This window comes from Pseudomonas sp. 21LCFQ010, assembly GCF_024129905.1.
In the GTDB taxonomy this organism is placed as follows: domain Bacteria; phylum Pseudomonadota; class Gammaproteobacteria; order Pseudomonadales; family Pseudomonadaceae; genus Aquipseudomonas.
This window is the reverse complement of record NZ_JAMYDZ010000006.1, coordinates 47,935-74,116: the sequence shown is the minus strand read 5'-3', so window position 1 is coordinate 74,116 and position 26,182 is coordinate 47,935. Positions and strand designations below refer to the sequence as shown.

At 62.2% G+C, this 26,182-nt stretch carries 28 protein-coding genes; 14 read left to right on the top strand and 14 right to left on the bottom strand.

Going from position 1 to position 26,182, the window contains the following annotated elements; genetic code table 11:
• Positions 1-30 precede the first annotated feature (30 nt).
• Positions 31-1,113, bottom strand: coding sequence for an aminopeptidase (locus NJC38_RS09560; RefSeq protein WP_253113835.1), 1,083 nt, complete (start codon positions 1,111-1,113; stop codon positions 31-33).
• 89 nt (positions 1,114-1,202) lie between these two features.
• Between NJC38_RS09560 and NJC38_RS09555 the strand changes: the two genes are divergently transcribed.
• Positions 1,203-1,619: a DUF2057 domain-containing protein gene (locus NJC38_RS09555; protein WP_253113824.1), complete on the top strand. Its 417-nt coding sequence runs from the start codon at positions 1,203-1,205 to the stop codon at positions 1,617-1,619.
• Here the strand turns inward: NJC38_RS09555 and NJC38_RS09550 are convergent, their stop codons facing one another.
• A complete protein-coding gene (locus NJC38_RS09550) occupies positions 1,620-1,853 on the bottom strand; it encodes a DUF1161 domain-containing protein (protein ID WP_253113821.1) in 234 nt (77 codons plus the stop codon). It lies immediately after the preceding gene.
• Positions 1,854-1,966: 113 nt separating this feature from the next.
• Positions 1,967-2,398 carry an OsmC family protein gene (locus NJC38_RS09545; protein ID WP_253113817.1) on the bottom strand — a complete coding sequence of 144 codons (432 nt, stop codon included), beginning with the start codon at positions 2,396-2,398 and terminating at the stop codon, positions 1,967-1,969.
• A gap of 205 nt (positions 2,399-2,603) precedes the next feature.
• On the opposite strand from NJC38_RS09545, the gene NJC38_RS09540 reads away from it, so the two are divergent.
• Entirely contained in the window at positions 2,604-3,605 is a 1,002-nt protein-coding gene (locus NJC38_RS09540) for an LLM class flavin-dependent oxidoreductase (protein ID WP_045485221.1), read from the top strand.
• A 66-nt stretch (positions 3,606-3,671) separates the two neighbouring features.
• Here NJC38_RS09540 and NJC38_RS09535 read toward each other — a convergent pair whose 3' ends face one another.
• Together NJC38_RS09535 and NJC38_RS09530 are read right to left on the bottom strand one after the other, a co-directional pair.
• Positions 3,672-3,896: a DUF1161 domain-containing protein gene (locus NJC38_RS09535; protein WP_045485223.1), complete on the bottom strand. Its 225-nt coding sequence runs from the start codon at positions 3,894-3,896 to the stop codon at positions 3,672-3,674.
• 123 nt (positions 3,897-4,019) lie between these two features.
• The gene (locus NJC38_RS09530) at positions 4,020-4,235 is read right to left on the bottom strand and encodes a dodecin (protein WP_045485225.1); all 216 of its coding nucleotides are present in this window, start codon (positions 4,233-4,235) and stop codon (positions 4,020-4,022) included.
• Between the two features lie 175 nt (positions 4,236-4,410).
• Between NJC38_RS09530 and NJC38_RS09525 the strand changes: the two genes are divergently transcribed.
• The gene (locus NJC38_RS09525) at positions 4,411-4,737 is read left to right on the top strand and encodes a DUF883 family protein (RefSeq protein WP_045485227.1); all 327 of its coding nucleotides are present in this window, start codon (positions 4,411-4,413) and stop codon (positions 4,735-4,737) included.
• On the opposite strand, the gene NJC38_RS09520 is transcribed toward NJC38_RS09525, so the two are convergent.
• Positions 4,738-5,679, bottom strand: a complete 942-nt coding sequence (locus NJC38_RS09520) for a LysR family transcriptional regulator (RefSeq protein ID WP_290447203.1) — start codon at positions 5,677-5,679, stop codon at positions 4,738-4,740. It abuts the gene before it with no gap.
• 65 nt (positions 5,680-5,744) lie between these two features.
• On the opposite strand from NJC38_RS09520, the gene trpB reads away from it, so the two are divergent.
• From trpB to NJC38_RS09505, 3 genes are all read left to right on the top strand, one after another.
• Positions 5,745-6,974: a tryptophan synthase subunit beta gene (gene trpB, locus NJC38_RS09515; RefSeq protein WP_253113810.1), complete on the top strand. Its 1,230-nt coding sequence runs from the start codon at positions 5,745-5,747 to the stop codon at positions 6,972-6,974.
• The gene (gene trpA / locus NJC38_RS09510; RefSeq protein WP_253113808.1) at positions 6,971-7,780 is read left to right on the top strand and encodes a tryptophan synthase subunit alpha; all 810 of its coding nucleotides are present in this window, start codon (positions 6,971-6,973) and stop codon (positions 7,778-7,780) included. Before trpB ends, trpA begins: the two co-directional genes overlap by 4 nt.
• A 214-nt stretch (positions 7,781-7,994) precedes the next feature.
• Positions 7,995-8,435: an anti-virulence regulator CigR family protein gene (locus tag NJC38_RS09505; RefSeq protein WP_045485239.1), complete on the top strand. Its 441-nt coding sequence runs from the start codon at positions 7,995-7,997 to the stop codon at positions 8,433-8,435.
• Positions 8,436-8,620: 185 nt separating this feature from the next.
• On the opposite strand, the gene NJC38_RS09500 is transcribed toward NJC38_RS09505, so the two are convergent.
• Entirely contained in the window at positions 8,621-8,953 is a 333-nt protein-coding gene (locus NJC38_RS09500; protein WP_253113805.1) for a DOPA 4,5-dioxygenase family protein, read from the bottom strand.
• 54 nt (positions 8,954-9,007) lie between these two features.
• The gene (locus NJC38_RS09495; RefSeq protein ID WP_253113802.1) at positions 9,008-9,955 is read right to left on the bottom strand and encodes a LysR family transcriptional regulator; all 948 of its coding nucleotides are present in this window, start codon (positions 9,953-9,955) and stop codon (positions 9,008-9,010) included.
• Between the two features lie 111 nt (positions 9,956-10,066).
• Between NJC38_RS09495 and betC the strand changes: the two genes are divergently transcribed.
• The 3 genes from betC (at position 10,067) to NJC38_RS09480 (ending at position 14,338) form a co-directional block, all read left to right on the top strand.
• Positions 10,067-11,572, top strand: coding sequence for a choline-sulfatase (betC, locus tag NJC38_RS09490; protein ID WP_253113800.1), 1,506 nt, complete (start codon positions 10,067-10,069; stop codon positions 11,570-11,572).
• A 50-nt stretch (positions 11,573-11,622) separates the two neighbouring features.
• Positions 11,623-12,549 (top strand): choline ABC transporter substrate-binding protein, encoded by a 927-nt coding sequence (choX, locus tag NJC38_RS09485; protein WP_253113797.1) that lies wholly within the window; start codon positions 11,623-11,625, stop codon positions 12,547-12,549.
• Positions 12,550-12,763: 214 nt separating this feature from the next.
• Complete coding sequence (locus tag NJC38_RS09480) at positions 12,764-14,338, top strand: SulP family inorganic anion transporter (RefSeq protein WP_253113794.1); 1,575 nt, start codon at positions 12,764-12,766, stop codon at positions 14,336-14,338.
• Between the two features lie 8 nt (positions 14,339-14,346).
• Here NJC38_RS09480 and aroE read toward each other — a convergent pair whose 3' ends face one another.
• Together aroE and hemF are read right to left on the bottom strand one after the other, a co-directional pair.
• Positions 14,347-15,171 (bottom strand): shikimate dehydrogenase, encoded by an 825-nt coding sequence (gene aroE, locus NJC38_RS09475; protein ID WP_253113791.1) that lies wholly within the window; start codon positions 15,169-15,171, stop codon positions 14,347-14,349.
• Positions 15,172-15,186: 15 nt separating this feature from the next.
• A complete protein-coding gene (hemF, locus tag NJC38_RS09470; RefSeq protein ID WP_253113787.1) occupies positions 15,187-16,119 on the bottom strand; it encodes an oxygen-dependent coproporphyrinogen oxidase in 933 nt (310 codons plus the stop codon).
• A 313-nt stretch (positions 16,120-16,432) separates the two neighbouring features.
• Between hemF and NJC38_RS09465 the strand changes: the two genes are divergently transcribed.
• Positions 16,433-17,407, top strand: coding sequence for an NADPH:quinone reductase (locus NJC38_RS09465; protein WP_253113785.1), 975 nt, complete (start codon positions 16,433-16,435; stop codon positions 17,405-17,407).
• Positions 17,408-17,667: 260 nt separating this feature from the next.
• On the opposite strand, the gene NJC38_RS09460 is transcribed toward NJC38_RS09465, so the two are convergent.
• The 3 genes from NJC38_RS09460 to NJC38_RS09450 form a co-directional block, all read right to left on the bottom strand.
• A complete protein-coding gene (locus NJC38_RS09460) occupies positions 17,668-18,225 on the bottom strand; it encodes an L-threonylcarbamoyladenylate synthase (RefSeq protein ID WP_045485265.1) in 558 nt (185 codons plus the stop codon).
• A gap of 36 nt (positions 18,226-18,261) precedes the next feature.
• On the bottom strand, positions 18,262-19,371 hold the full coding sequence (dprA, locus tag NJC38_RS09455; RefSeq protein WP_253113783.1) for a DNA-processing protein DprA: 1,110 nt from the start codon (positions 19,369-19,371) through the stop codon (positions 18,262-18,264).
• A gap of 113 nt (positions 19,372-19,484) precedes the next feature.
• Complete coding sequence (locus NJC38_RS09450; protein WP_045494048.1) at positions 19,485-20,510, bottom strand: LysM domain-containing protein; 1,026 nt, start codon at positions 20,508-20,510, stop codon at positions 19,485-19,487.
• A 171-nt stretch (positions 20,511-20,681) separates the two neighbouring features.
• On the opposite strand from NJC38_RS09450, the gene def reads away from it, so the two are divergent.
• From def to trkA, 4 genes are all read left to right on the top strand, one after another.
• Positions 20,682-21,188, top strand: a complete 507-nt coding sequence (gene def / locus NJC38_RS09445) for a peptide deformylase (protein WP_045485271.1) — start codon at positions 20,682-20,684, stop codon at positions 21,186-21,188.
• Between the two features lie 64 nt (positions 21,189-21,252).
• A complete protein-coding gene (gene fmt, locus NJC38_RS09440; RefSeq protein ID WP_253113780.1) occupies positions 21,253-22,197 on the top strand; it encodes a methionyl-tRNA formyltransferase in 945 nt (314 codons plus the stop codon).
• A complete protein-coding gene (rsmB, locus tag NJC38_RS09435; RefSeq protein ID WP_253113777.1) occupies positions 22,194-23,531 on the top strand; it encodes a 16S rRNA (cytosine(967)-C(5))-methyltransferase RsmB in 1,338 nt (445 codons plus the stop codon). The genes fmt and rsmB overlap by 4 nt, the downstream gene beginning before the upstream one ends.
• 61 nt (positions 23,532-23,592) lie before the next feature.
• Positions 23,593-24,966, top strand: a complete 1,374-nt coding sequence (gene trkA / locus NJC38_RS09430) for a Trk system potassium transporter TrkA (protein ID WP_045485280.1) — start codon at positions 23,593-23,595, stop codon at positions 24,964-24,966.
• 325 nt (positions 24,967-25,291) lie between these two features.
• Here trkA and NJC38_RS09425 read toward each other — a convergent pair whose 3' ends face one another.
• The gene (locus tag NJC38_RS09425; protein WP_045485282.1) at positions 25,292-26,179 is read right to left on the bottom strand and encodes a lysophospholipid acyltransferase; all 888 of its coding nucleotides are present in this window, start codon (positions 26,177-26,179) and stop codon (positions 25,292-25,294) included.
• Positions 26,180-26,182 lie beyond the last annotated feature (3 nt).

The following is a 26,182-nucleotide window of genomic DNA, read 5'->3' as shown; positions in this document are numbered from 1 at the left end:
GCCGGGAAGCCTTCGCGGCTAAAGCCGCTCCTACGGGGTAATCGGGGTTACCGGGGCGATCGGCATCAGCGTCTGTAATGCGGCCTGGCGCTCGGCTGGCGCCAGCTTGCCTAGTTGTTCAACCCGCATGTAGAACGCCGGCCAGTCGCGGTTGACCTGCGCAAACAACGCGGCAAAAGCCGGCACCCATTGCTCATAAAGGCCAAAGGGCAGCAGTTTGGCGTTGTTCAGCGGCGCATTGATCCAGGCATCGAAGCGCTTGTCGCCCGGCCATTGCTGATCGCGCAGCGCACGATACTCCTGGCGTAACCGCTCGAACTCGGCGGCCTTGCGTTCGCGCATCAACGTCGCGGGCATTGGCTGGGTATATAAAGCGCGCAAACGCTGGCGGGTATCGAGCACCAGGCGGGTCAGCGCCTCGCGCTGCCCGGCGCGGCGCTCATGCACAGCCGGTAACCCACGCGCAGCGCGCCACTGGCGGGTGCCTTCCTGCTCGACGAAGCTGGCATACGACTCGTTGAATGCGGTGTCATCTTTGACATAGAAACGCTGATGGGCCAGTTCATGGAAGATCAGCGTTGCCAGACGCTCGTCACCCCAGCCCAGCATGGTGTTAAGGATCGGATCACTGAACCAGCCCAGGGTCGAATAGGCTTCGATACCGGCCACGAACACATCCTTGCCAGCCTGCCGTTGCAGCGCCGCCTCTCCCCGCGCACCGCCCAGGCTGTAATAGCCGCGATAAGCCACACAACCGGCAATCGGGAAGCAGTGGCTCAACGGTTCCAGCGAAAATTCGTCGGTGGCAAACACGTTCCAGACCACGAACGGTCGGCCAATGTCGGCATACAGCCGATAGCTGCGGTTATCCGGCAGGTGCAGTGTTTCGCTGGCAAACCGCCGGGCCTGCTGGGCCAGGGCCAGATGCTTGCGCAATGCCGGGTCGCGGCCTGGGTCGGCGATTACATCGGCCACCGGCTCGCGGGCCTGCAATAACTGCCATTGCCCGGTCGCCAACTGGCCGTAGTAGGAAAGACTGGAACAACCGCCGAGCAGCGTTGCCAACAGTATGAGCAGACCACAACGAAGACGCGAAACATCAAGTCCTGGCATACGACGCCCTGAAATACCAATCCTGAAGAGGGTGAGGACAGCGACAGTCGCGGCCACTATCATCGCCACTCGTCTATCTGGAGCCTGTCATGCGTCGCATACTACCTGTTCTGGCCTTCGGCATCCTGAGCGGATGTGCAGGTCCCTTGCCAATCCATGATCCGGCCTTGGCCTGGGTCGATCTCAACACCATGACCGGCAGGCTGGTGATGGCTGACAAGCTCGACGGTGAGAACACCTACGACGGGCGCTATTTCCAGGTGACGCCTGGCCGCCACCAACTGGTGGTGCGCTACGACTATGAGTATCGCTCAGGTGCGGCAATGGGCATGTTCAGTGACGACTACACCGACATCACCTGTTTTATCCATGTCGATTACGAGGGTTTCAAGGCCGGGCAGCGTTATCGCCTGCAAGTGCGCTCGCTCGCCAATGACATCGAGGCGCGGCTGTATGACGCGCAGCGGCAGGAGGTTGCTCGCGACTCGGACATGCATTGCATCTGATTAGCGGTCGTTATTCTGATAGATGATTTTATGCGTGCCATTGGCGCAACTGCCGACCACCATACTCGGGTCATGAACCTCGTCATTGCTGACGATTTCCAGGGTGTAGGAGGTGACATTATTGGCCTGAATCCGCGCTTCAATTTCATCCTTGAGCTCGTCACAGGATTTCGGCGCGGCCATGACGCCGGTGGCCAGGAGGGTGCAGGTCAAAGCAGCGAGCAGACGTTTCATGGTCGATCCCTTCGTACAAGGCACACACTGCTGTGCCGATACTGGTTGGACCTGACTACCGCTCATCGAGTTCGCCCACGGCAGTCTGGCGTGGTACCAGACTGCCGTATTCATCAGTTGACCAGGGTCGCCTGCAGAGTGATCGATGCGTTGAGCACCTTGGAAACCGGGCAACCTTCCTTGGCCTTGGTGGCCAATTCACGGAACTGATCTTCCGTGGCACCGGGGATGTCCGCCTTGAGAATCAGGTTGATTTCAGTGATCGCAAACCCACCTTCCTGCTTCTCCAGTGTCACTTCGGCCTGGGTATCGATGCTTTTGGCCTTCAGCCCGGCGTCGCCGAGAATCATCGAAAAAGCCATGGAGAAGCAGCCGGCATGCGCAGCGCCGATCAGTTCTTCCGGGTTAGTGCCTTTGCCGCCCTCGAAACGTGCCTTGAAGCCATAGGGGGCTTCACGCAACACGCCGGTTTCCGTGGAAATGTGGCCAATCCCTTCTTTCAGGTCGCCTTCCCAATGAGCAGATGCTTTCTTGACGATGGACATGGTCTCTCCTTGTGAACGGGTCATTTTTCGTACAGCAACAAGAGTTCTGAGGCTGGGCCACAGGGGAAGTTCAAAGAGCTAATTCCTACTACTAAGGTAGGAAATTTCATCAGCTGCCATTGAAAACCCATTCCTTGACCCTCATTCCCTGAGTTATTACGGGCCTTGAGTCCGCTCACGTCACTCAAAGGAGCATGCGCGGCTTATGAAACGCCTGTCCGATATCAAGATTTCCACCCTCGACCTGGTGCCCGTGCGCGAAGACAAAGGCCCGGCCGATGCCTTGCACCGCTCGCTGGACCTGGCCCGACATGTCGAGAAACTCGGTTTCAACCGCTTCTGGGTGGCCGAGCACCACAACATGGACGGCATTGCCAGCTCCGCCACCTCGGTGCTGCTCGGCTATCTGGCCGGCGGTACGTCGACGATTCGCGTGGGGGCCGGTGGGGTGATGCTGCCCAACCATGCACCGCTGGTGATCGCCGAGCAGTTCGGCACCCTGGCCAGCCTGTATCCGGGCCGCATTGATCTGGGGCTGGGCCGGGCGCCGGGCTCGGACCAGATGACCGCGCGTGCGCTGCGTCGGGAGCGCTCGGGCAGTGCCGATGATTTTCCGGATGATGTTGCCGAACTGGTGAAGTATCTGGGGCCGCGTACGCCTGAGCAAAAAGTGATCGCAGTGCCAGGTTATGGCACCGAGGTGCCGATCTGGCTGCTCGGTTCAAGCCTGTTCAGCGCGCAACTGGCCGGAATGCGCGGCCTGCCGTATGCCTTCGCCTCACACTTCGCGCCGCGCTACATGCACGAGGCGATTCGCGTCTATCGCAACCACTTCCAGCCTTCTGAAGTGCTCGATAAACCCTATGTGATGCTGGGTGTGCCACTGGTGGCGGCTGACAGCGATGAGCAGGCCGAGTACCTGGCGACCTCAGTGTACCGGCGCATTCTGGCGCTGATGCGCGGCCATAGCCTGGTGCAACGCCCGCCAGTGCCGGACATGGACGGGTTGTGGCTGCCCCATGAGCGCGAAGCGGTGATGAGCTTTCTGGGCTTGGCCGTGATTGGCGGCCCGGAGAAGATCCGCGCCAAACTGGACGTGCTGCTGGAACAGACCGAGGCCGATGAACTGATCTTCACCTGCGACCTGTTCGAGCACACCGACCGTCTGCGCTCGTTCGAGATCCTGGCGCAGGTGGCCAAGGGCTGATCTGCGACCCCGTAGGAGCGGCTTTAGCCGCGAAAGCCGCGAAGGCGGCTCCGCAGAACCGGCACCTCAGCCACGCTTGTAGACGATTTCCTTGGTGCCGCCATCGCAGCTGCCGACCACCTGCTGGTCGGTGGCGCTGCCTTTTTCAACCACTTCCAGGCTATAGGACGTAACGCCTTTGGCCTGCAGTTTGGCGTCGATTTCCGACTTCAGTTCTTCACAAGGTTTACCCGCCGCAGCGGCTGTACCTGCCAGAGTCAACAAACCTACCGCCAGCATGAGTCGCTTCATGAGCACATCTCCGTTTTTGACTGCAAAAAGGTGCCCGTGAACGGGCTGAGAAGGTGTCGCGCAAAATAGGGCAGTGAGCCAGTCTGAAGGTTCAGTGGCCGACTCACTCAAATGTGACGTGCTTCAGCTATTGGCAATCCGGAAGCCGACTTTGATGGTGACCTGGAAGTGCGCCACCTTGCCGTTCTCGATATGACCGCGGGTTTCGGTCACTTCGAACCACTCCAGATGGGTCAGGCTTTTGCTGGCTTCGGCCAGGGCGTTGTTGATGGCGTCTTCAATCGAGGTGGTAGACGAGCCGATCAACTCGATCTTCTTGTAGGTGCGATGGTCGCTCATGGCAATTCTCCTTGATGGTCATAACGAGCGTAGCAGGCGTGCCGCTCCCTGTTTCTGTGTGCCCAAGCGCTGCAAAAGTTCAGCCGGTAAAAAGCCGGAGGATTTTCGACTGCACTTTTCAAAAGGGCCGTAGTCGGAATCAACACACGCCACTCATCACTGCAGGAGAAATACCATGGCTAGTTCTTCCCTTCGCAAGGCTTCGCTGCAAAGCGTTGAAGCAGAGATCGAAAGTCTGCTCAAGTCGCTGGAAAGCCTGAAGGCCGATGCATCCGAGGAGTCGCACAAGACCCTCAAGAGCCTCAAGGCCAGTGCCGAACGCGCTCTGGGTCATTCCCGCGGGCTGCTCAGCGATGTCTACGAAGACGTCAAGGTCAAGACCCGGGAAAACGCCATCGCCACCCGCGATTACGCTCAGGACCATCCATGGACCACCGCCGGTGTAGCGGTCGGCGCACTGGGCCTGCTGGCCGCCTACCTGCTGTGCAAACGCGGCGACTGATCAGCGCGCGCTGTTCAACTCCTCGCGTAGCCACTGGGCCAGTTGCCGGGCACGCCCGTCAGCGGCCCGGCGCGGCACCCACAGCGCGAGCTGCGCCGGGGTTTCACTGAACCCCCACGGCGCTGCCAGACGCCCGGCCCGCAGGTCGTCCGCGACCAGCGGCTGTGGCGCAATGGCGACCCCCAGGCCGGCAGCCGCCGCCTCCAGCAAGTAATACAGATGCTCGAAACCTTGCCCGAACCGCAGCGCCTGCGGGTCGATGCCATTGTGTTGCGCCCAGCTTGGCCAGGCCTGTGGCCGTGACGTGGTGTGCAACAACGACTCACTCAGCAACGCCTGGGCCGGCGCCTGGCGCAGTTGCTCAAAACGGGCGAAATGCGGACTGAGTACCGGGCCGATCCGCTCGCGGGCCAGCTCCAGCACCTGCATATCAGCCGGCCAGGGTGGCTCGGCGAACACCAGCAGGGCATCAAGCCCCGGACGCCGGGGGTCCAGATCGCCTTCACCGGCAGACAAGTGCAAGCGCAGGTCGGGCAACTCGGCATTCAAACGCCCCAGACGCGGAATGAACCAGCGCGCCAACAGGCTGCCGGAACAGCCGAGCACGAACGGTGCGTCGGCGCTGCCCTGGCTCAACTCGGCCGACACGGCACGCAATTTATCGAACGCTTCAGCGCTGACATCGCGCAGCCGGATACCGGCATCTGTGAGTTTAAGGCCACGCCCGTCCTTGCGCAGCAGGCTGATCCCCCAATGCTCCTCCAGCAGCTTGAGCTGGCGGCTGACAGCACCGTGGGTCACATGCAGCTGTTCAGCGGCCTGGCTGACGCTGCCCAGGCGGGCAACGGCCTCGAAGGCACGCAAGGCATTGAGGGGGGGCAGGTCACGGCTCATGACAGTTGAGTTTTCCTGACAGGTTGCGGCGATCTTATCGGTTTTCAGCGCGCCATGCGCTGGTTAAAGTGTACCCATTGCCCATACGGCTCAACTCATTTGCGGAGTAGCTCATGACCCAGACCACTTTGCGTAACGGCCCCGATGCCAACGGCCTGTTCGGCTCGTTCGGCGGCCGCTACGTCGCTGAAACCCTGATGCCGCTGATTCTCGACCTGAACCGCGAGTACGAAGCCGCCAAACAGGATCCGGCGTTCGCCGAGCAACTGGCTTACTTTCAGCGCGATTACGTCGGCCGTCCCAACCCGCTGTACTACGCCGAGCGCCTGAGTGATGACTTGGGCGGCGCGAAAATTTTCTTCAAGCGTGAAGAGCTGAACCACACTGGCGCGCACAAGATCAACAACTGCATCGGCCAGGTGTTGCTGGCCAAGCGCATGGGCAAGACCCGCCTGATCGCCGAGACCGGCGCCGGCATGCACGGCGTGGCCACCGCCACTGTTGCAGCACGCTTCGGCATCCCTTGCGTGATCTACATGGGCGCGACCGACATCGAGCGTCAGCAGGCCAACGTGTTCCGCATGAAGCTGCTGGGCGCCGAAATCGTGCCGGTCACCTCCGGCACCGGCACCCTCAAGGATGCGATGAACGAAGCCCTGCGCGACTGGGTGACCAACGTCGACAACACCTTCTACCTGATCGGCACCGTGGCCGGCCCACACCCGTACCCGGCGATGGTCCGTGACTTCCAGTCGGTAATCGGCAAAGAAGCCAAAGAACAGATGCTGGAGAAGCAAGGTCGGCTGCCCGACAGCCTGGTCGCCTGCGTCGGTGGCGGCTCCAACGCCATGGGCCTGTTCCACCCGTTCCTGGATGACAGCGGGGTACAGATCATCGGCGTTGAAGCCGGTGGCCATGGCGTCGACACCGACAAGCACGCGGCCAGCCTCAATGGCGGCGTACCCGGCGTGCTGCACGGCAACCGTACCTATCTGCTGCAGAACGAAGACGGCCAGATCGACGACGCCCACTCGATTTCCGCCGGCCTGGACTATCCGGGTATCGGCCCGGAACACGCCTGGTTGCATGAGATTAAGCGCGTCGAATACGTCAGCATCACCGACAACGAAGCCCTCGACGCCTTCCACAAGTGCTGCCGCCTGGAAGGCATCATTCCGGCGCTGGAAACGTCCCATGCCCTTGCCGAAGCCATTCGCCGGGCGCCGACGCTGCCCAAGGATCACCTGATGGTGGTGTGCTTCTCGGGCCGTGGCGACAAAGACATGCAAACCGTGATGAACCACATGGCTGCGGCCGAACAGAACCAGGAGAAGCAGGCATGAGCCGTCTCGAACACCGTTTTGCCCAGCTCAAGGCCGAAGGCCGCTCCGCCCTGGTGACCTTTATCACCGCAGGCGATCCTGGCTACGACACCTCGCTGAAAATCCTCAAGGGCCTGCCGGCCGCAGGCGCCGACGTGATCGAACTGGGCATGCCGTTCACCGACCCGATGGCCGATGGCGTAGCGATCCAGCTGGCGACCCTGCGCGCTCTGGATGCCGGCCAGACCCTGGCGAAAACCCTGCAGATGGTCCGCGAGTTCCGCGCTGACGACGACAGCACGCCGATCGTGCTGATGGGTTACTACAACCCGATCCACCGCTTTGGCGTCGAAGCATTCGTGGCCCAGGCCAAACAAGCCGGGGTCGACGGTCTGATCATCGTTGACCTGCCGCCAGAGCACGACGCCGAGTTGGCGACCCCGGCTCAGGCGTCGGGCATCGACTTCATCCGCCTGACCACTCCGACCACCGACGACGCCCGCCTGCCCAAAGTGCTGGAGCGCAGCTCCGGCTTCGTCTACTACGTATCGGTAGCCGGTGTGACCGGCGCCGGTTCTGCGACCACCGACCAGGTGACTGAAGCCATCGAACGTCTGCGCCGCCATACCACGCTGCCAATCAGTGTCGGCTTCGGCATCCGCACCCCGGAACAGGCAGCGGCGATTGCCAGGCTGGCCGACGGAGTGGTGGTCGGTTCGGCACTGGTCGACCAGATCGCCAAGGCTCAATCGCCAGACAAGGCGATCGATGGCGTGTTGAGTCTGTGCGCCGCGCTGGCCGAAGGTGTGCGAAGCGCTCGGACCTAGGTCGAATTCTTCGCGGCTGAAGCCGCTCCTACGTATACGGTCCGTAGGAGCGGCTTTAGCCGCGAAGGACGTGGTAACGGCTTTGTAAGCCTGGGTAAAGTTCCTGATACAGAGGAATTGCGGGGCTTTGCGCCGCTCTACATGGCAAGACTTGAGGGGTTCACGACTCGTGTCGTGAACCCCTTTTTCATTGCCGCATGCAGGAGCGCTACCCATGAAATTGCCAAACCGCATTGTTGCCGGCCTCGGTATCCTGATGATCAGCGCCAGCACCTTGTTGCAGGCCGCGCCGCCGGATGATCGTGGCCATGGTCGCGACGAGCGCGGCGGTCATCAGCAAGGACCGGCAGACAAACCCGGACGCGGCCATGACAACCATGGCGGTAAAGGCCCACCGCAAGACTTCGGCCCGGTGCGCCAGCAGTTCCAGCAGCACCGCGAGTTAATTGGTCGTGGTCAGCCGTTGCCGCCCCATGTGCACATCGTCAAGGGCAAGCCGCTGCCGCCCGGCTATGGCAAGCGCCTGGATGCCAGGGCGCTGCGCGAACTGCCGCATTATCAGGGCTATGAATGGCGCCGTACCGGCACGGATATCGTATTGATCGCGGTCGGCACCGGGATTGTCTATGCGATTCTCGATGGTGTGCTGAATTGAGGTAGTGCCCTTTGGCAGCGCTATGCGCTGCTTTCGCCGGCAGAGCCGCCTCCCACCGGGTTTGCGTCGGATTTATTACTTGAGCAAGACGCAGATCCCGGCGGGGAATCGCCCGGCACAGCTTTATCGCGCAGCTTTAGCGGCGCAGGGCTTCGCGGCTAAAGCCGCTCCTACAGCAAAGCTGTTCAGCGTTCGAACACGTCCAGATTCAGCGGACGTACCGCGCCCATCCAGATCGCATGCGCCGTATGATCGGCCAGTTCGTCACCGGTCAGCGGATGCAGGAACACCACCAGCTCCTTGCGATTCAGTGCCAGCCACAGCACGATGTCGGCAAAGTCCTTATGGGCGAATGCCAGTTGGCAGCTCCAGTCCGGGTGCGGCCCGACCCGTTGCTGATGCACCCGGCCCATCTGGATCTCGAATTTCGCCGTGGCGGCCTCGCACAAGGCGCGGGCCTGGTCGATGGTCTGCGCATCGAAATACACATGGGCGTGATAGCCGTGGATTTGCGGCATTACCGTGCTCCTTCACATTCAATCAAAGATGCCTCGTTATCCCACGCCAGACGCTCAGACTGCAATCGGTGGCAGTGGCCGAGCAGTCAATGCCCCCTGGCTATCCGCCTGCTCGCTGATCAGCCAGTCAACGAATTGCTGGATCAGTGGCAGGCGCCGTTTGCGTTGCGGCAGCACCAGGTAATAACCCGATGCGGACATGACGCTGGCACTGATCGGCCGACACAGCAGCCCTTGCTCAATCAGGTTGTCGACCAGATGCCGCCAGCCCAATGCAACGCCTTGTCCGCCAATGGCGGCCTGGATCAGCAGGGTGTAATTGTCGAAGCGCAACTGGCCGGGGGCAGGTGCCTGTTCGATGCCGAGGGCGCGGAACACGCCGGCCCAATCGAACCACAGGCTGCCTTGGTTGCGCAGGTGCAGCAACGGCAACTCGCGCAAAACTTCCAGCGCCAGAGGCGGCGGGCAACCAGCCAGCAAGCGCGGGCTGCATACCGGAAACACTTCTTCGCTGAACAGCCAGTGGCTTTGGCCCTGCTGAAAACGCCCATCGCCGAACAGCACCGCCACATCAATATCGGCGCGCAACATGCCGTGGCTGCGCTCGCTGGTGACCAGGCTGACATCCACGTCCGGGTTGAGCTGGTGAAAGCGATGCAGGCGCGGCATCAGCCAGTAGGCGGCAAAGGCAAAATCGGTGGCGACCTGCAGCACTTCATGCTGATGCCGCCGGGTAATGGCGGTCAGGCCAGAATCGATGGACTGCAGACCGGCCTGCACATGGCTGAACAGTTCTTCTCCGGCCTCAGTCAGGGCGATGCCGCGATACACCCGGTCGAACAGCCGGGTCGCCAGTTGCTCTTCCAGGCGCTTGATCTGCTGGCTGATCGCCGGCTGGGTGGTGCCCAGCTCGCTGGCCGCCGCGGTAAAACTGCGCGAGCGGGCTGCGGCCTCGAATACCCGCAGCAGGTCCAGTGACTGTCCGCCAAGGCTCTCAAACATAAGCTGCACTTATCCTAGTCATTGCGATGCGTGGGCTTTACCGGAAAAACCGCCAGCTCCATGCTGGACTACACCACTTTCGCATAAACCCTCGCAATGGGATGCCGCGCAATGAAACGCAAAAACATTCTTTTCATCATGGCCGATCAGATGGCCGCGCCCATTCTGCCGATCTATGCGCCGTCACCGATCAAGTTGCCCAACCTGAGCCGCCTGGCCCGCGAAGCGGTGGTGTTCGAGGCGGCCTACTGCAACAGCCCGCTGTGCGCGCCATCGCGTTTCACGCTGGTCAGCGGCCAGTTGCCGAGCAAGATCGGCGCCTACGACAACGCAGCTGACTTTCCCGCCGATATTCCGACCTACGCGCACTACCTGCGCAACCTCGGCTACCGCACCGCGCTGTCGGGCAAGATGCACTTCTGCGGCCCGGACCAGTTGCACGGCTATGAAGAACGGCTGACCAGCGACATCTACCCGGCCGACTACGGCTGGGCGGTGAACTGGGACGAGCCCGACGTGCGCCCAAGCTGGTATCACAATATGTCGTCGGTGTTGCAGGCCGGTCCCTGCGTGCGCACCAACCAGCTGGATTTCGACGAAGAGGTGGTGTTCAAGGCCCAGCAGTATCTATTCGACCATGTGCGCCAGGACGGCGATGCGCCGTTTTGCCTGACTGTGTCGATGACTCACCCGCATGACCCGTACACCATTCCCAAGGCGTTCTGGGACCTGTACAGCGACAACGAAATTCCGATGCCGGTGGCCCATGCCGACCAGAATGCGCTGGACCCACACTCGCAACGGCTGCTCAAGGTCTACGATCTATGGGACAAACCGCTGCCCGAACACAAGATCCGTGACGCCCGGCGTGCCTACTTCGGCGCTTGCAGCTACATCGACCACAACATTGGCAAGCTCTTGCAGACCCTGGAAGACACCGGCCTGGCCGAGGACACCATCATCGTGTTCTCCGGAGACCACGGCGACATGCTCGGCGAGCGCGGCCTCTGGTACAAAATGCACTGGTTTGAAATGGCCGCCCGGGTGCCGCTGCTGATTCATGCACCGGGGCAGTTCGCGGCGCGGCGGGTCAGTGCGGCGGTGTCTACCGCCGACCTGCTGCCGACCCTGGTCGAGCTGGCCGCAGGGCGAGTGGATGACAACCTGCCGCTCGATGGCCGCTCGCTGTTGCCACACCTGCAAGGCAGTGGCGGGCATGACGAGGTCTTTGGCGAATACATGGCCGAAGGCACCACCAGCCCGCTGATGATGATCCGCCGCGGCGCCTGGAAGTTCATCTACTCGGAACAGGACCCGTGCCTGTTGTTCGATGTGCACAACGATCCGCAGGAACAACAAGACCTCAGCCAGTCAGCGGCGCATCGTGCGCTGTTCGAGGCATTTTTGGCCGAGGCGCGTGAACGCTGGGACATCCCGGCGATCCACCAACAGGTACTCGCCAGCCAGCGCCGCCGCCGCTTTGTGGCCAAGGCGCTGGCCAGTGGCAAACTCAAGAGCTGGGACCACCAGCCACTGGTCGATGCCAGCCAGCAGTACATGCGCAACCACATCGACCTGGACGACCTGGAGCGCCGCGCACGCTTCCCCACCCCCTGACGCGTTTGATCCGACTTCTGCCAAGACCAATAACTTCAAAGGGCATCTGCATGAAGACGTTATCCGTAGCACTGATGGCAAGCATCCTGACCCTGGGCAGCGTAGCGGCCCAGGCTGACCCGCAAAGCTGCAAGACCGTGAAGATGGCCGATCCGGGCTGGAGCGACATCGCCGCCACCAACGCGGTCGCAGGTCTGTTGCTCGATGGCCTCGGCTACAGCGCCAAGGTCGATACCCTGGCCGTACCGATTGCCTATGGCGGCCTCAAGGACGGCCAGCTGGATGTATTTCTCGGTAACTGGATGCCGGCCCAACAGGGCTTTCATGACAAGTTCATTGCCAGCGGCGAGGTCACGCAACTGAGCAAAAACCTTGAAGGCACCGAATTCACCCTGGCCGTACCGGACTATGTGTGGGAGGCCGGGGTCCGTGATTTTGCCGACCTGGAAAAATTCGCCGACAAATTCGGCAAGAAGATCTACGGCATCGGCGCCGGTGCGCCGGCCAACCTGTCGTTGCAGGAAATCATCAAGAACAACGAATTCAGTCTGGGTAACTGGAAGCTGGTGGAATCGAGCGAGCAAGCGATGCTCGCGGAAGTGAACCGCAATGTGAAGCGCAAGGCGTTCGTGGTGTTCCTCGGCTGGACCCCACACCCAATGAACGTGCAGATCAAAGGCATGCATTACCTCAAGGGCGGCGAGAAATACTTCGGCGCAACCGGCTCGGTCTATACCGTGACCCGCAAGGGCTATGCCCAGGCCTGCCCGAACGCTGCACAGTTGTTCAGCAACCTGAGCTTCACTCTGGACATGGAAAACACCATCATGTCTGAGGTGGTGAGCAACAAAGTCAGCAATCATGACGCCGCCAAAGCCTGGATCAAGGCCAACCCGGCGGTGCTGGAGCAGTGGCTCAAAGGGGTGAAAACCCTGGATGGCCAGGATGGATTGGCGGCGGTAAAGTCCGGACTTTAATCAAGGTTGCAGGAACAACCGGGCGGCGATCCGCTTCAGCCGCGAAGACCGCGCCGCTGCAGCGATCCTCATCAAAAAACTGCAAACCATTGAGTTTTAATGGTTATCCCGTAGGAGCGGCTTTAGCCGCGAAGTTTTCCCGGCTGAAGCCGGTCCTACGGCGCGGCGCCGGGGCGGCAGGTGATCGACTACAGCCATTCACAATGAGGAACCCATGGGTCGGCTCAAGCGCCACAAGTACCTGCCTTTTCTTGCCTGGCTGCCACAGCAGACCCGCCAGAGTGTCAGCCGTGATGCGTTGGTGGGCCTGAGCGGGGCGATCCTCGCCCTGCCACAATCGATCGCCTATGCGCTGATCGCCGGGCTACCCCCGGAGTACGGACTGTACGCGGCCATTGTGCCGGTGCTGATCGCATGCTTGTGGGGTTCGTCGTGGCACCTGATCTGCGGCCCGACAGCGGCGATTTCCGTGGTGCTGTACGCCAGTGTCAGCCCGCTGGCGGTGCCGGCCAGCCAGGATTACATCGCCCTGATTCTGCTGCTGACCTTCATCGCCGGGGCGTTCCAGATGCTGCTGGGGCTGATGCGGTTCGGCGCGCTGGTCAACTTCGTCTCGCACTCGGTGGTGGTCGGTTTCACCCTCGGCGCGGCAATCGTCATCGCCCTTGGCCAACTGCCCAACCTGATGGGCCTGAGCCTGCCCAGCCAGAGCACCGCACTGAACAGCTTCATGGCGCTGATGACGCATGCCGGTGAACTGGACCCGGTATCACTGGCGCTGGGCGTACTGACTCTGGCGCTGGGCATGCTGCTCAAAACTCTGGTGCCGCGCTGGCCCACCTTGCTGATTGCCCTGGTTGCCAGCAGCCTGCTGGTCTGGCTGTGGCCGTCGCTGTTCGGTCACGTGCCGCTGGTCAAGGCATTCGTCGGCCACCTGCCGCCGTTCAGCCCGCTCACTGTGGATCTGGAACTGATTATTCGCCTGCTGCCGACCGCCGTCGCCGTGGGCATGCTCGGGCTGGTCAACAGCCTGTCGATTGCCCGCTCGCTGTCGGCGCGCTCGCAGCAGATGATCAACGCCAACCAGGAAGTCCGTGGACAGGGCCTGTCAAACATGGTCGGTGCGCTGTTTTCTGGCTATCTGTCGGCCGGCTCGTTCACCCGCGCCGCGCTCAGTTATGAGGCCGGCGCACACTCGCCGCTGGCCGGGGTGTTCTCGGCGCTGTGGGTGGCGCTGTTCGCGGTGGCAGGCGCCGGGCTGATCGCGCACATTCCGGTTCCGGCCATGGCGGCCTCAATCCTGTTGATCTGCTGGGGGCTGGTGGATCGCAAGAGCATCGCCGCGCTGTTGCGGGTCAACCGTTCAGAGTTCTTCGTCATGCTCCTGACCTGCGTGGCGACACTGCTGCTGGAGCTGCAAACCGCAATTTACGCCGGGGTACTGGCTTCGCTGTTCTTCTACCTCAAGCGCACCTCACAGCCGCAAGTTCAGCAATGGCGCGACGGTGACCAGGAAATCCTGCGCTTTGGCGGCTCGATCTTCTTCGGCGCCAACCACTACCTGCAAAGCCGCCTGCAGCGCACCGAAGGTCAGCATGTGGTGATCGAGGCCCAGCACATCAACTTCATCGACTACTCCGGGGTCGAAATGCTGCACCAGGAAGCCCGGCGGCTGGGCAAACAGAACCGCAGCCTGACCCTGCGCAACGCCCGGCCCCATGTGGTTGAAGAGTTGCAGAAGCTGGAGGGCGTCGAGCAGTGCCCGGTCAGGTTCGAGGCTTCGCGCTGAGCAGCGGATCAGCCCTGGGCCAGTAGCCGGCGCATTTCAGCCAGCACCGGTGCCGAGTCAGGGCGCACCCCGCGCCACAACATAAATGCTTCGGCGGCCTGTTCGACCAGCATGCCCAGGCCGTCCACCACGCGCACGGCGCCGTGTTCGCTGGCCCAGCGGCAGAAGGCGGTCGGCTCTTTGCCGTACATCATGTCGTAGCAGAAGGTCACGCCCGGCTCGATCAGGCTTGGCGCAATCGGCGGCAGCTCGCCGGACAGGCTGGCCGAAGTGGCATTGATGATCACGTCCACCGGCTCTTCAAGCCAGTCAAAGCCGCTGGCCGACAGCGGCCCCAGATCAGCAAATTCGCGGGCCAGTTGCTCGGCCTTTTCCACGGTACGGTTGGCAATCACCAGGACCTCGGGTTGCTCGGCCAGCAATGGCTCCAGCACGCCGCGCACGGCACCACCGGCCCCCAGCAGCAGGATGCGTTTGCCGCGCAGCGCCAGGCCGCAGTTGACGGTCAGGTCACGCACCAGCCCGGCACCGTCAGTGTTGTCACCCAGCAAGGTGCCGTCGGCCTGCCTGGCCAGGGTGTTCACCGCACCGGCGCGGCGGGCGCGCTCGGTCAACTGGTCGGCGAGGGCGAAGGCTTGCTCTTTGAACGGCACAGTGACGTTACCGCCCCGGCCAGTCGCAAAGAAGTCCCGGGCATAGCCGGCAAAACCGTCCAGCGGTGCCAGTGCGGTGTTGTAGTCCAGTTGCTGGCCGGTCTGCTCGGCAAACAGGCGGTGAATCAGCGGCGATTTGCTGTGGCCGATGGGGTTACCGAAGACGACGTAGTGGTCCATTGGGCTTCCTGTTGATCACTGGGTCTGGTCGGGCGCGGCGAGGGCCAGCCAGTCGCGGTCCTGCAAGAAATAGTCGGTCAGGCGTGCTTCTTCGCTGCCCGGTGCGGCTTTCCAGTCGTAGCCCCAGCGTACCTGCGGCGGCAGGGACATGAGGATCGATTCGGTACGCCCGCCCGATTGCAGGCCGAACAGCGTGCCACGGTCGTAGACCAGGTTGAACTCGACATAACGCCCACGGCGGAACTCCTGGAATTCGCGCTGTTGCACGGTCCAGGCAGCGGCCTTGCGGCGGCGCACGATGGGCAGGTAGGCCTCCAGGTACGCATCGCCGATGGCGCGCATGAAGGCGAAGCTGGTGTCGAAGTCCCACTGGTTCAGGTCATCGAAGAACAGCCCGCCAATGCCGCGCGGCTCGTTGCGATGCTTGAGGTGGAAATAGCTGTCGCACCAGGCCTTGTAGCGTGGGTACACGTCGGCACCGAAGGGTGCGCAGGCGCGTTCGGCGACCTGGTGCCAGTGGATGCAGTCTTCCTCGACGCCATAGTAAGGGGTCAGGTCAAAGCCGCCACCGAACCACCAGACCGGTTCTTCGCCTTCTTTTTCGGCGATAAAGAACCGCACGTTGGCATGCGAGGTCGGCACGTACGGGTTGCGCGGGTGGATCACCAGCGACACGCCCAGCGCCTGGAAGCCGCGCCCGGCCAGCTCGGGCCGATGGGCACTGGCCGACGGCGGCAGGCTGCTGCCAAATACATGGGAAAAGTTGACGCCGCCTTTCTCGACCACCGCGCCGTTCTCGATGACCCGGGTACGGCCACCGCCCCCGGCTTCACGGGCCCAGGCATCTTCGATGAAGTGCGCGCCACCGTCTTCATGCTCCAGCGCGGCGCAGATACGGTCTTGCAGGTCGAGCAGATAGGCTTTGACGGCTTCGGTACGGCTATTCATGGCGCTCCCTAAAGGGAGCCTCTAAAAACGTCGGCGAGGCAGCCAGCGCAAGGCAAAAACAGGCGAGGAACAGTCGGAGTCGCGCTCGACTTTACGGGTTGTAAATGAGCATTCCGAGCCTGTTTTTAACGCAGCGATGGCAACGCAGGCAGTTTTTAGAGGCTCCCTAAAAACGTCTGGTGCCCGGACTACAAGGGCTCCAGGCAAAGTGGCGGGTAGCATAACATCGCCTGCAATGGCTTCGCAGTTGACGTGCGTCACATGAAAGGGTCCGATAGGGAAGACAGTGGATCCAACATCATGGAGAGAGCACATGGCAAAGCGTATCCAGTTCAGCAAGACGGGTGGCCCTGAAGTCCTTGAGTACGTCGACTTCGAACCCGCCGAGCCAGGCCCACAGGAGGTGCGAGTACGCAACCGGGCCATCGGCCTGAACTTCATCGATACCTATTACCGCAGCGGGCTGTACCCGGCACAACTGCCCAGCGGTCTGGGTAATGAAGGCGCAGGTATCGTCGAGGCGGTGGGCAGTGAAGTAAGCCGCTTCAGTGTCGGTGACCGGGTGGCCTATGGCACCGGCCCGCTGGGCGGCTACAGCGAATTTCATGTCTTGCCAGAAGCCAACCTGATCAAGCTGCCCGATGCGATCAGCTTCGAGCAGGCCGCCGCCGTGCTGCTCAAGGGTCTGACCACCCAGTACCTGCTGCGCCAGACCTACCAGATCAAACCCGGTGAAACCTTCCTGTTCCATGCCGCTGCCGGCGGCGTCGGTTCGCTGGCCTGCCAGTGGGCCAAAGCGCTGGGCGCCAACCTGATCGGTACGGTCAGCAGTGCGGAAAAAGCCGCTCACGCCAAGGCCCTGGGCGCTTGGGAGACCATCGACTACAGCCATGAAGACGTGGCCAGGCGGGTGCTGGAACTGACTGACGGCAAGAAGTGCCCGGTGGTCTATGACAGCGTGGGCAAGGACACCTGGTTGACCTCACTCGATTGCGTGGCGCCGCGTGGCCTGCTGGTCAGCTTCGGCAATGCCTCGGGCGCGGTGACCGGCGTCCACCTGGGGCTGCTGGCCCAGAAGGGTTCGCTGTACGTCACCCGACCAACCCTGGGCAGTTACGCCAACACCCCGCAAAGCCTGCAGAGCATGGCCGATGAGCTGTTCGACATGCTGGCCTGCGGCAAGATCAAGGTCAACGACATCCAGCAGTACGCCCTGCAGGATGCAGCCCAGGCACAGACCGAACTGGCGGCGCGCCGCACCACCGGTTCGACCATTCTGATTCCTTGATCGGCCTGGTGGGAGACTCTATGGCTCTGTGCAAGTCTTTCGGTTTGTCTGTGGACATGCCATAGCATCCGTGGGCTGAGCCGACTCCCACCGGGTTTGTGCCTGGCCCAAGTGCTCGGCACAACGCCGACCCAGTGGGAGCTAGCCTGCTAGCGAAGACGGCGGTGCATTCGCCACAAATACTGTGATTTTACTGGTCTCGTCGCGAGCAGAGCTCGCTCCCACAAAGATTTGTGGTGCTTAATCGAGCAGTATTGACTCTAGCCGGGACGAACCACCTGCCCGGTCGCCAGATCACGGATCACGCTTGGATTACGGCGCCCGCCCAGGCTGCCGCCGAGCACGTGGTCGATCTGGCCGCGGAAGTATTGCTCGACCCGCAACCGTGAACGCGCAGCGGGGCGGCCCGCCGGGTTGGCGGAGGTGGAAATCAGCGGCCCGACCAGTGCGCACAGCTCGCGCACCTGCGGGTGGCTGGTGACCCGCAGGGCTACGGTGTCGTGTTGGCCGGTGACCCATTCGGGCAGCAGGTTCTGGTGTGGCACCAGCCAGGTATTCGGGCCGGGCCAGGTACTGGCCATGCGATCAATCCAAAGCTCGGGGAAGTCCTCGAACAAAAAGTCGAACTGGCGAATATTGTCCGCGACCAGAATCAGACCCTTATCCACCGGCCGTGATTTGATTGCCAGCAGCCGCCAGACCGCCTCTTCATCCCAAGGATCACAGCCCAACCCCCAAACCGCTTCGGTTGGATAGGCAATCACCGCCCCGGCTCTGACTTCACGAGCGGCTTGTTGCACACGCCAACTGTTGACCATTGCTGTCTCTCCAATAGATTGGGCGGCAGTGTACCCTTAGTCACCGGCAGCGAACCATCGCCCGCCCTCACAACTGACCCGGCCTTCAAGCTCCAGCTCGGTCAGCGCGGCCAGCACTCTGGATAATGCCCAGCCACTGCTGAGCATCAGACCCTCGCTGGTCTGCGGCGCGGCATGCAACAGGGCCAGCAGCGGATGGGCGGCTGGTGCCGCAAGTGCAGGCTCGACCACCGTGCTTGCCACCTGCCAGTGACGCAGACCTTCAAGGATGTGTTCGACGCTTTCCACCAATGTTGCGCCATCGCGAATCAATTGGTGACAACCCCGTGCACCGGGATGATGAATCGACCCCGGTATCGCATACACCTCACGGCCTTGCTCGGCGGCCATCCGGGCGGTGATCAGCGAGCCGCTGCGCACGCTGGCCTCAACCACCAGCACCCCCAGCGACAGACCGCTGATGATCCGGTTGCGGCGCGGAAAGTTGGCTGCTTGCGGACCTGCATCAAGGGGAAACTCGGAAATGACGGCACCACGCTGCTCGCTCATGCGTCTGGCCAGGGCGTGATTGCGCTGTGGATAAAAATTTTCCAGCCCCGTGCCCAACACCCCGATGGTAGAGCCACCCACGTCCAGCGCAGCCTGATGCACAGCCCCATCCACCCCCAGCGCCAGACCGCTGGTGATCACCAACCCGCCAGCCGCCAGACTGCGGGCAAAGGCACTGGCGGTGTCCAGCCCAGGCTTTGAGGCACGGCGGCTGCCGACCATTGCCAGTTGCGGGCGCTCGAGCAAAGCTGGGTCGCCCGCGATGAACAACAGCGGTGGCGGGTCGGCGATTTCAGCCAGCAGGGCAGGGTAGGCAGGGTCGTCCCACATCAGTAAATGCTGGCCCGCACGCTCGATCCAGGCCAGCGCAGCGCTGGCCCCATCGCGCACCAAAGCGGCACGCCGGGCTTCGCTGCTGGCCTGGGGCAGACGCAAGGAACGCCAGGCACTGGCCGGTGCCGCCAGCGCCGCACTGGCACTGCCGAAGGCTTCGATGAGTCGGGTAAAGCGAGCCGGGCCGATATCAGGTAGCCGGTGCAAGCGCAGCCGGGCTTCAAGTTCAGCCGGTGAAATTGAGTAATTTTCAAACAATGGCATACGATCATCCCTGATCCGCAGCGCACCATTACACGTGCGCAACCTGTGGATAACTCTGTGAACAACACTGTAAAAGTGAACGCTCCCTGTTCACCCATACAGGCTGTGCAGAATCAGGGATTACGTACCTTGTCCATGATGCTCAACGACCGGTTGGCGTGCAGGACCAAGGCGTAACTGAGCTTGTCATAGGTGCGGAACACCATCAGCAACCCGGACCGCTCGTCCGGAATTTTCACCTGCCCGCCGGTGATCCGGTCGCGCACGTGTTCGCCGGTTTTGTAGATCGCCAGCACATTGCCTTCTGCCAGGCCATCCAGACGGCCCTTGTCGAGGGTCACCACGTCGTTGACGCCGATCTGCGTCACGCCGCGAGGCACATCGATGATCAGCCCGTCGATGGTCGAGGCGGGCGCAGTGGGCATGAAGGTCGAGTTGATCGGCCGCTCTTCGCTGGCGAACAGCCGGTCACCAAGGCGCACTTCCTGGGTCGAGCGCTGCATGACCAGGGTTGAGATGTCGCCTTCGCTGGCGACCACTTCGCCACTGCCGATATCGTCGGCATTGATGCCGAGAATTTCCTTGGTCTCAGGGTCGGTGTAGACCTTGCCCTGGCGAAAGATGCCGTAGATGGTGTGGGTATTGTCCAGCTCGCCACGGGCGTAGATCCGGTCGCCCTGACCGCTGAGCACCCGCTCGGCATTACCGGCGACGATGTACGGCGCCTGGCGGAACTGATCAGCGCTGTTGACGATCCGGTTGCTGAGCAGAAAAGCGTTGATCGCACCCAACGGGATGCTGGGGATGGCCTCGACAGTCGGTGAGCTGCGCACCCGTGGCGAAAGCTTGACCGTGCCACGCGATTCGCCGCGCCCCAGCACCACCTGCGGCTTGCCGTCGACATAAGTAAGGCTCAGGGTGTCGCCGGGGTAGATCAGGTCAGGATCCTGAATACCGGGGTTGGCACGCCAGATCTCTTTCCAGCGCCATGGCTCACGCAGAAATTTACCGGAAATGTCCCACAGCGTGTCACCGGCTGTAACGGTGTAACTCTGTGGATGGCCATCCCTGAGTTGCACTTGCGCCTGCACCAGACCAGTGGCTGTCAACAGCAGCAGGGCGAGTAGTGTTTTCCTCATGCGGTGAATCCCTTTATCATGTGGCATCGCTTGACTGGAAGACGACCTGAACCCGCCTCCTGGCGCACGCCCACAGCCGTGTTCTGATTCGTGTCAGGCGCAGTGGAGAAAAGGCGTTCCACGCCTGGCAGCCAGTCCTGACTTTACCCTATCAGTGCAGCACTTACGTATATGGCCATCCTAAACATTCTCGAATTCCCCGATGCGCGCCTGCGCACCATCGCCAAGCCGGTGACGGTCGTGGACGACGCCATCCGCCAGTTGATCGACGACATGTTTGAAACCATGTACGAAGCACCTGGCATCGGTCTGGCAGCCACCCAGATCAACGTCCACAAGCGCATAGTGGTCATGGACCTGAGCGAAGACCGCAGCGAGCCGCAGGTATTCATCAACCCGGAGCTTGAAACCCTCAGCGAAGACATGGGCCAGTATCAGGAAGGCTGCCTGTCGGTGCCCGGCTTCTACGAAAACGTCGACCGCCCGCTGCGGGTCCGGGTCAAGGCCCTTGACCGTGACGGCCAGCCTTACGAGTTGATCGCCGAAGGCCTGCTGGCGGTGTGCATCCAGCACGAGTGCGACCACCTCAACGGCAAGCTGTTCGTGGACTACCTGTCGACCCTCAAGCGTGACCGGATCAAGAAGAAGCTGGAAAAACAGCACAAGCAGAAAGCCTGATCCGTTGTCACTCACCAAAAGGCCTGTCACGGGCCTTTTGCTTTTTTTATGGAACGAGAAGCCCATGACTGAGCCACTGCGCATCGTCTTCGCCGGCACCCCGGAATTTGCCGCCGAACACCTCAAGGCCCTGCTCGACAGCCCTTATCAGATCGTGGCGGTCTACACCCAGCCCGACCGCCCGGCCGGCCGTGGGCAAAAGCTCATGCCCAGCCCGGTCAAGCAGTTGGCCCAGCAGCACAACGTGCCCGTGCTGCAGCCACCGACGCTGCGTGATGCCCAGGCCCAGGCCGAACTGGCCGCGCTGCAGCCCGACCTGATGGTGGTGGTCGCCTACGGCCTGATCCTGCCGCAAGTGGTGCTGGATATTCCGCGTCTGGGCTGCATCAACAGCCACGCCTCGCTGCTGCCGCGCTGGCGCGGTGCTGCGCCGATCCAGCGCGCGGTGCAGGCCGGTGACGCCGAAAGCGGGGTCACGGTGATGCGCATGGAGGCAGGCCTTGATACCGGTCCCATGCTGCTCAAGAGCGTCACCCCGATCAGCGCCGACGACACCGGCGGCGGCCTGCATGACCGTCTGGCCGAACTCGGCCCACCTGCCGTGCTGCAAGCGATTGCCGGCCTGGCAGACGGCTCGCTGACCGGCGAAGTCCAGGACGACAGCCTGGCCACCTATGCCCACAAACTGAACAAGGATGAAGCACGCCTGGACTGGAGCCGCCCGGCCATTGAGCTGGAGCGTCTGATCCGTGCGTTCAATCCCTGGCCGATCTGCCACAGCACCCTAGCTGGCGAAGCCCTCAAAGTGCTGGCTGCCAGCCTGGCCGATGGCAGCGGCGTGCCGGGCACCATCCTCGACGCCAGCAAGGACGGCCTGTTGGTTGCCTGTGGTGAGCAGGCGCTGCGCCTGACCCGCCTGCAACTGCCGGGCGGCAAAGCGCTGAACTTCGCTGACCTGTTCAACAGCCGCCGCGAGAAATTCGCCACCGGTACGGTACTGGGCCAATGAACCCGCGTCTGGCTGCCGCCAAAGCCCTTGCCGCCGTGATCAGTGGCAAGGCATCGCTGAACAGTTCGCTGCCCGCGCAATTGGACAAGGTCGAGCCGCGTGACCGTGGCCTGACCCAGGACCTGGCCTTCGGCACCGCCCGCTGGCAACCGCGCCTGTCGGCACTGGCCGCCAAATTGCTGCAAAAGCCCTTCAAGGCCGCCGATGCCGATGTCGAGGCATTGCTGCTGATCGGTCTGTACCAGCTGTTCTACAGCCGGATCCCGGCACATGCCGCCATCGGTGAGACCGTGGGCTGCGCCGACAAGCTGAAAAAATCCTGGGCCAAGGGCCTGATCAACGCGGTACTGCGCCGTGCCCAGCGCGAAGGTCAGGCGCTGCTGGCTGAACTGGAACACGACCCGGTGGTGCGTACCGCCCACCCGCGCTGGCTGCAAAAAGCCCTGAAAGCCGCCTGGCCAGAACAATGGGAAGCCATCAGCGCGGCGAACAATGCCCACCCGCCGATGATCCTGCGGGTCAACCGCCGCCATCACGACCGGGCCGGGTATCTGGAGCTGCTCAAGGCCGCCGCGATCGAGGCGCAGCCCTGCCAGTTCAGCCAGGACGGTATCGTGCTTGCCGAGGCCACCGACGTGCGCAATCTGCCGGGCTTTGCCGAGGGCTGGATCAGCGTGCAGGATGAAGCCGCCCAATTGGCCGCCGACCTGCTGCAACTGGCGCCGGGGCAACGGGTACTGGACGCCTGCTGCGCACCGGGCGGCAAGACCTGCCACCTGCTGGAAGTCCAGGCAGATCTGGCTGGTGTGGTCGCCGTCGATCTGGAAGCCAAGCGGCTGGTACGGGTGCGCGAGAACCTTGACCGCCTGGGCCTCGATGCCGAGCTGATCGCCGCCGACGGCCGCGACACTGCGCAATGGTGGGACGGCAAACCGTTCCAGCGCATCCTGCTCGACGCCCCGTGCTCGGCCACCGGCGTGATCCGCCGTCACCCGGACATCAAACTGACCCGCCAGGCCGACGATATCCCGGCCCTGGCTACGCTGCAGGGCGAACTGCTCGATGCGCTGTGGCCGACCCTGGAAGTGGGCGGCATCCTGCTGTACGCGACCTGTTCGACCCTGCCGACCGAAAACACCGACGTCATCGGCGCGTTTCTGGCCCGCACAGCGGGTGCCCGCGAACTGGACATCGCCGGCCAGCAAGGCCAGCCAGCGGCAGGCATCAAGCAACCGCATGGTCGCCAGTTGCTGGCTCAAGAGGGTGGGCATGATGGTTTCTATTACGCAAAACTGATCAAGATCGCAGTTGAACGGACGACACCTCATATATAGGAGTGGCGCTTTCGCATCTGAAGCCGCTCCTACACAGATCCAGACTCTCAGGAGTTAAAGGTTGAAAATCATCATCCTCGGTGCAGGGCAGGTTGGCGGCACGCTGGCCGAACACCTGGCCAGCGAAGCCAACGACATCACCGTGGTCGACACCGACGGCGACCGCCTGCGCAATCTGGGCGACCGCCTGGATATCCGCACCGTGCAGGGTAAGGGCTCGTTTCCGACCGTGCTGCGCCAGGCCGGCGCCGACGATGCCGACATGCTGGTGGCGGTCACCAACAGCGATGAGTGCAACATGGTTGCCTGCCAGGTGGCCTACACCCTGTTTCATACCCCGACCAAGATTGCCCGGGTCCGCGAGTCAGCCTACCTGACCCGCGGCGAGCTGTTCGACAACGACGCCATTCCGGTGGACGTGCTGATCAGCCCCGAGCAGGTGGTGACTCATTACATCAAGCGTCTGATCGAACAGCCCGGCGCCTTGCAGGTGATCGACTTCGGTGAAGGCAAGGCGCAACTGGTAGCGACCAAGGCCTACTACGGCGGGCCGCTGGTCGGCCAGCAACTGCGTCAGCTCAAGGCGCACATGCCCAACGTCGAAACCCGCGTGGCAGCGATCTTCCGCCGTGACCGGCCGATCCTGCCCAAGGGCGACACGGTGATCGAAGCCGACGATGAGGTGTTTTTCATCGCCGCCAAGGCCGACATTCGCGCGGTGATGGGCGAGATGCGCCGGCTCGACGAGAACTACAAACGCATCGTCATCGCCGGCGGCGGCAACATCGGCGAACGCCTGGCCGAAGCCATTGAAAGCCGCTATCAGGTCAAGATCATCGAGATGAGCGCGGCGCGCTGCCGCTACCTTTCGGAAAACCTCAACAGCACCGTGGTGTTGCAAGGCAGCTCGTCAGACCGCGACCTGTTGATGGAAGAGAACATCGGCGACACCGACCTGTTCCTGGCCCTGACCAACGATGACGAAGCCAACATCATGTCGTCGCTGCTGGCCAAACGCATGGGCGCGCGCACCGTCATCACCCTGATCAACAACCCGGCCTATGTCGACCTGGTGCAAGGCGGCGAAATCGACATCGCGGTCAGCCCGCAGCTCGCCACCATCGGCACCCTGCTGGCCCACGTGCGCCGTGGCGATATCGTCAGCGTGCATTCATTGCGCCGCGGCGCAGCAGAAGCCATTGAACTGGTGGCCCACGGTGATGCCAAGTCGAGCAAGGTGATTGGCCGCGCCATCAAGGACATCAACCTGCCCAACGGCACCACCATCGGCGCGATCATTCGCGACGAAGAAGTACTCATCGCCCACGACAGCACCGTGATCGAATCGGGCGACCACGTGATCATGTTCCTGGTGGACAAGAAATACATCCGCGATGCCGAGCGGCTGTTTCAGGTGGGATTGAGTTTTTTCTGATAGCCAGGAAATTTCATACGCAAGAACCAGAGACGTCCTGTAGATGCAATTTGGTAGGGTACACGCCAATTCCCTAACCTTTTCAAGGCCGGTACTGCCACGAGATCAAGTTTCAAAACCGTGCGTCTGGTTCTCTCTCTGGAGCATTGTTGGGCGTAGCGGCAGCCAATGCTTTTCTGGGCGTCGATCTTTCCGGGGAGATCGTCGCTGGTGTTGTCGGGACAGGGGGTGCGTTGGCCTTTTTGAAAACCGTAGGAGCGGCTTCAGCCGCGAAGCCCTCTCGCTGCTAAAGCAGCTCCTACGGGGCAAATCTGTCACTGGTTCATCAATACCAGCGTGCCTCGCCAGGCGGGCGTTTCTTGAAGCGTTTCATGCTCCACATGTACTGGCTGGGGTAGGCGCGTACGTACTTTTCCACCACCTGGCTCATCGCCGCCGCAGCGGTTTCGGTGTCGGTGCTGTACATCGCCTCAGGGGCGGCTTCGAGCACCACCTTGTAGCCTGAGCCATCCGGCAGGCGCATGGCGTGCAGGAATACGCCGACCGCTTTACCGCCGGCGAGCATGTTGGGCACGAACTTGCTGGTCAGGGCTACAGTGCCGCAAAACGGCACGAAGATACCCGCCGATTCAGCCGGCTCCGGGTCGGCGGGAATGCCCACCTGGCCGCCCTTGCGCACTTCCTTGATGACGCTGAGGATGCCTTCCTTGGTCGACGGCGCAACCCGGTTGCCCAGCTGTACACGTTGCTTGCGCAGTAGTTCATCCACCGCCTTGAGCTTGGGCGGCCGGTAGAAAATGATCGGTTTGCACTGGCTGCAATAGAAGTGATTGAGCACTTCCCAGTTGCCCAGATGGCTGGTGATACCCACAACGCCCTTGCCTGAAGCCAAGGCATCCTTGAGGACATCCAGACCTTCGACCTCGCGCACCAGGTCAATGGATTTTTGCGCCGGCCAGATCCACGCACAGGCGCTTTCGGTCAGGGTCTTGCCGATGTCCATCAGGCTGCGACCGACCAGCTGCTCGCGCTCGACGTCGTTCAGCTCTGGGAAACACTTGGTCAGGTTGATGCGCACCACGTCACGCGAGCGGTTGGGCAGCTTCCACATCAGCCAGCCAATCGTCGAGCCTACCGCTTGTACGGCACGCCAGGGCAGCAGGGCAAACAGGCGCAACGCCCCGACCATCAGGGCGCCTTTGAATTTTTCCACGAG

Excerpts from the sequence above, each read along its gene's own strand:
- NJC38_RS09560 (WP_253113835.1), bottom strand. The coding sequence starts at position 1,113 with ATGCCAGGACTTGATGTTTCGCGTCTTCGTTGTGGTCTGCTCATACTG.
- dprA (WP_253113783.1), bottom strand. The coding sequence starts at position 19,371 with ATGCCATTGTTTGAAAATTACTCAATTTCACCGGCTGAACTTGAAGCC.
- trpB (WP_253113810.1), top strand. The coding sequence starts at position 5,745 with ATGACCCAGACCACTTTGCGTAACGGCCCCGATGCCAACGGCCTGTTC.
- NJC38_RS09495 (WP_253113802.1), bottom strand. The coding sequence starts at position 9,955 with ATGTTTGAGAGCCTTGGCGGACAGTCACTGGACCTGCTGCGGGTATTC.
- NJC38_RS09535 (WP_045485223.1), bottom strand. The coding sequence starts at position 3,896 with ATGAAGCGACTCATGCTGGCGGTAGGTTTGTTGACTCTGGCAGGTACA.
- trpA (WP_253113808.1), top strand. The coding sequence starts at position 6,971 with ATGAGCCGTCTCGAACACCGTTTTGCCCAGCTCAAGGCCGAAGGCCGC.
- choX (WP_253113797.1), top strand. The coding sequence starts at position 11,623 with ATGAAGACGTTATCCGTAGCACTGATGGCAAGCATCCTGACCCTGGGC.
- betC (WP_253113800.1), top strand. The coding sequence starts at position 10,067 with ATGAAACGCAAAAACATTCTTTTCATCATGGCCGATCAGATGGCCGCG.
- NJC38_RS09555 (WP_253113824.1), top strand. The coding sequence starts at position 1,203 with ATGCGTCGCATACTACCTGTTCTGGCCTTCGGCATCCTGAGCGGATGT.
- NJC38_RS09450 (WP_045494048.1), bottom strand. The coding sequence starts at position 20,510 with ATGAGGAAAACACTACTCGCCCTGCTGCTGTTGACAGCCACTGGTCTG.
- fmt (WP_253113780.1), top strand. The coding sequence starts at position 21,253 with ATGACTGAGCCACTGCGCATCGTCTTCGCCGGCACCCCGGAATTTGCC.
- hemF (WP_253113787.1), bottom strand. The coding sequence starts at position 16,119 with ATGAATAGCCGTACCGAAGCCGTCAAAGCCTATCTGCTCGACCTGCAA.
- def (WP_045485271.1), top strand. The coding sequence starts at position 20,682 with ATGGCCATCCTAAACATTCTCGAATTCCCCGATGCGCGCCTGCGCACC.
- NJC38_RS09480 (WP_253113794.1), top strand. The coding sequence starts at position 12,764 with ATGGGTCGGCTCAAGCGCCACAAGTACCTGCCTTTTCTTGCCTGGCTG.
- rsmB (WP_253113777.1), top strand. The coding sequence starts at position 22,194 with ATGAACCCGCGTCTGGCTGCCGCCAAAGCCCTTGCCGCCGTGATCAGT.
- aroE (WP_253113791.1), bottom strand. The coding sequence starts at position 15,171 with ATGGACCACTACGTCGTCTTCGGTAACCCCATCGGCCACAGCAAATCG.
- NJC38_RS09530 (WP_045485225.1), bottom strand. The coding sequence starts at position 4,235 with ATGAGCGACCATCGCACCTACAAGAAGATCGAGTTGATCGGCTCGTCT.
- NJC38_RS09460 (WP_045485265.1), bottom strand. The coding sequence starts at position 18,225 with ATGGTCAACAGTTGGCGTGTGCAACAAGCCGCTCGTGAAGTCAGAGCC.
- NJC38_RS09525 (WP_045485227.1), top strand. The coding sequence starts at position 4,411 with ATGGCTAGTTCTTCCCTTCGCAAGGCTTCGCTGCAAAGCGTTGAAGCA.
- NJC38_RS09500 (WP_253113805.1), bottom strand. The coding sequence starts at position 8,953 with ATGCCGCAAATCCACGGCTATCACGCCCATGTGTATTTCGATGCGCAG.
- NJC38_RS09545 (WP_253113817.1), bottom strand. The coding sequence starts at position 2,398 with ATGTCCATCGTCAAGAAAGCATCTGCTCATTGGGAAGGCGACCTGAAA.
- NJC38_RS09465 (WP_253113785.1), top strand. The coding sequence starts at position 16,433 with ATGGCAAAGCGTATCCAGTTCAGCAAGACGGGTGGCCCTGAAGTCCTT.
- NJC38_RS09505 (WP_045485239.1), top strand. The coding sequence starts at position 7,995 with ATGAAATTGCCAAACCGCATTGTTGCCGGCCTCGGTATCCTGATGATC.
- NJC38_RS09540 (WP_045485221.1), top strand. The coding sequence starts at position 2,604 with ATGAAACGCCTGTCCGATATCAAGATTTCCACCCTCGACCTGGTGCCC.
- NJC38_RS09550 (WP_253113821.1), bottom strand. The coding sequence starts at position 1,853 with ATGAAACGTCTGCTCGCTGCTTTGACCTGCACCCTCCTGGCCACCGGC.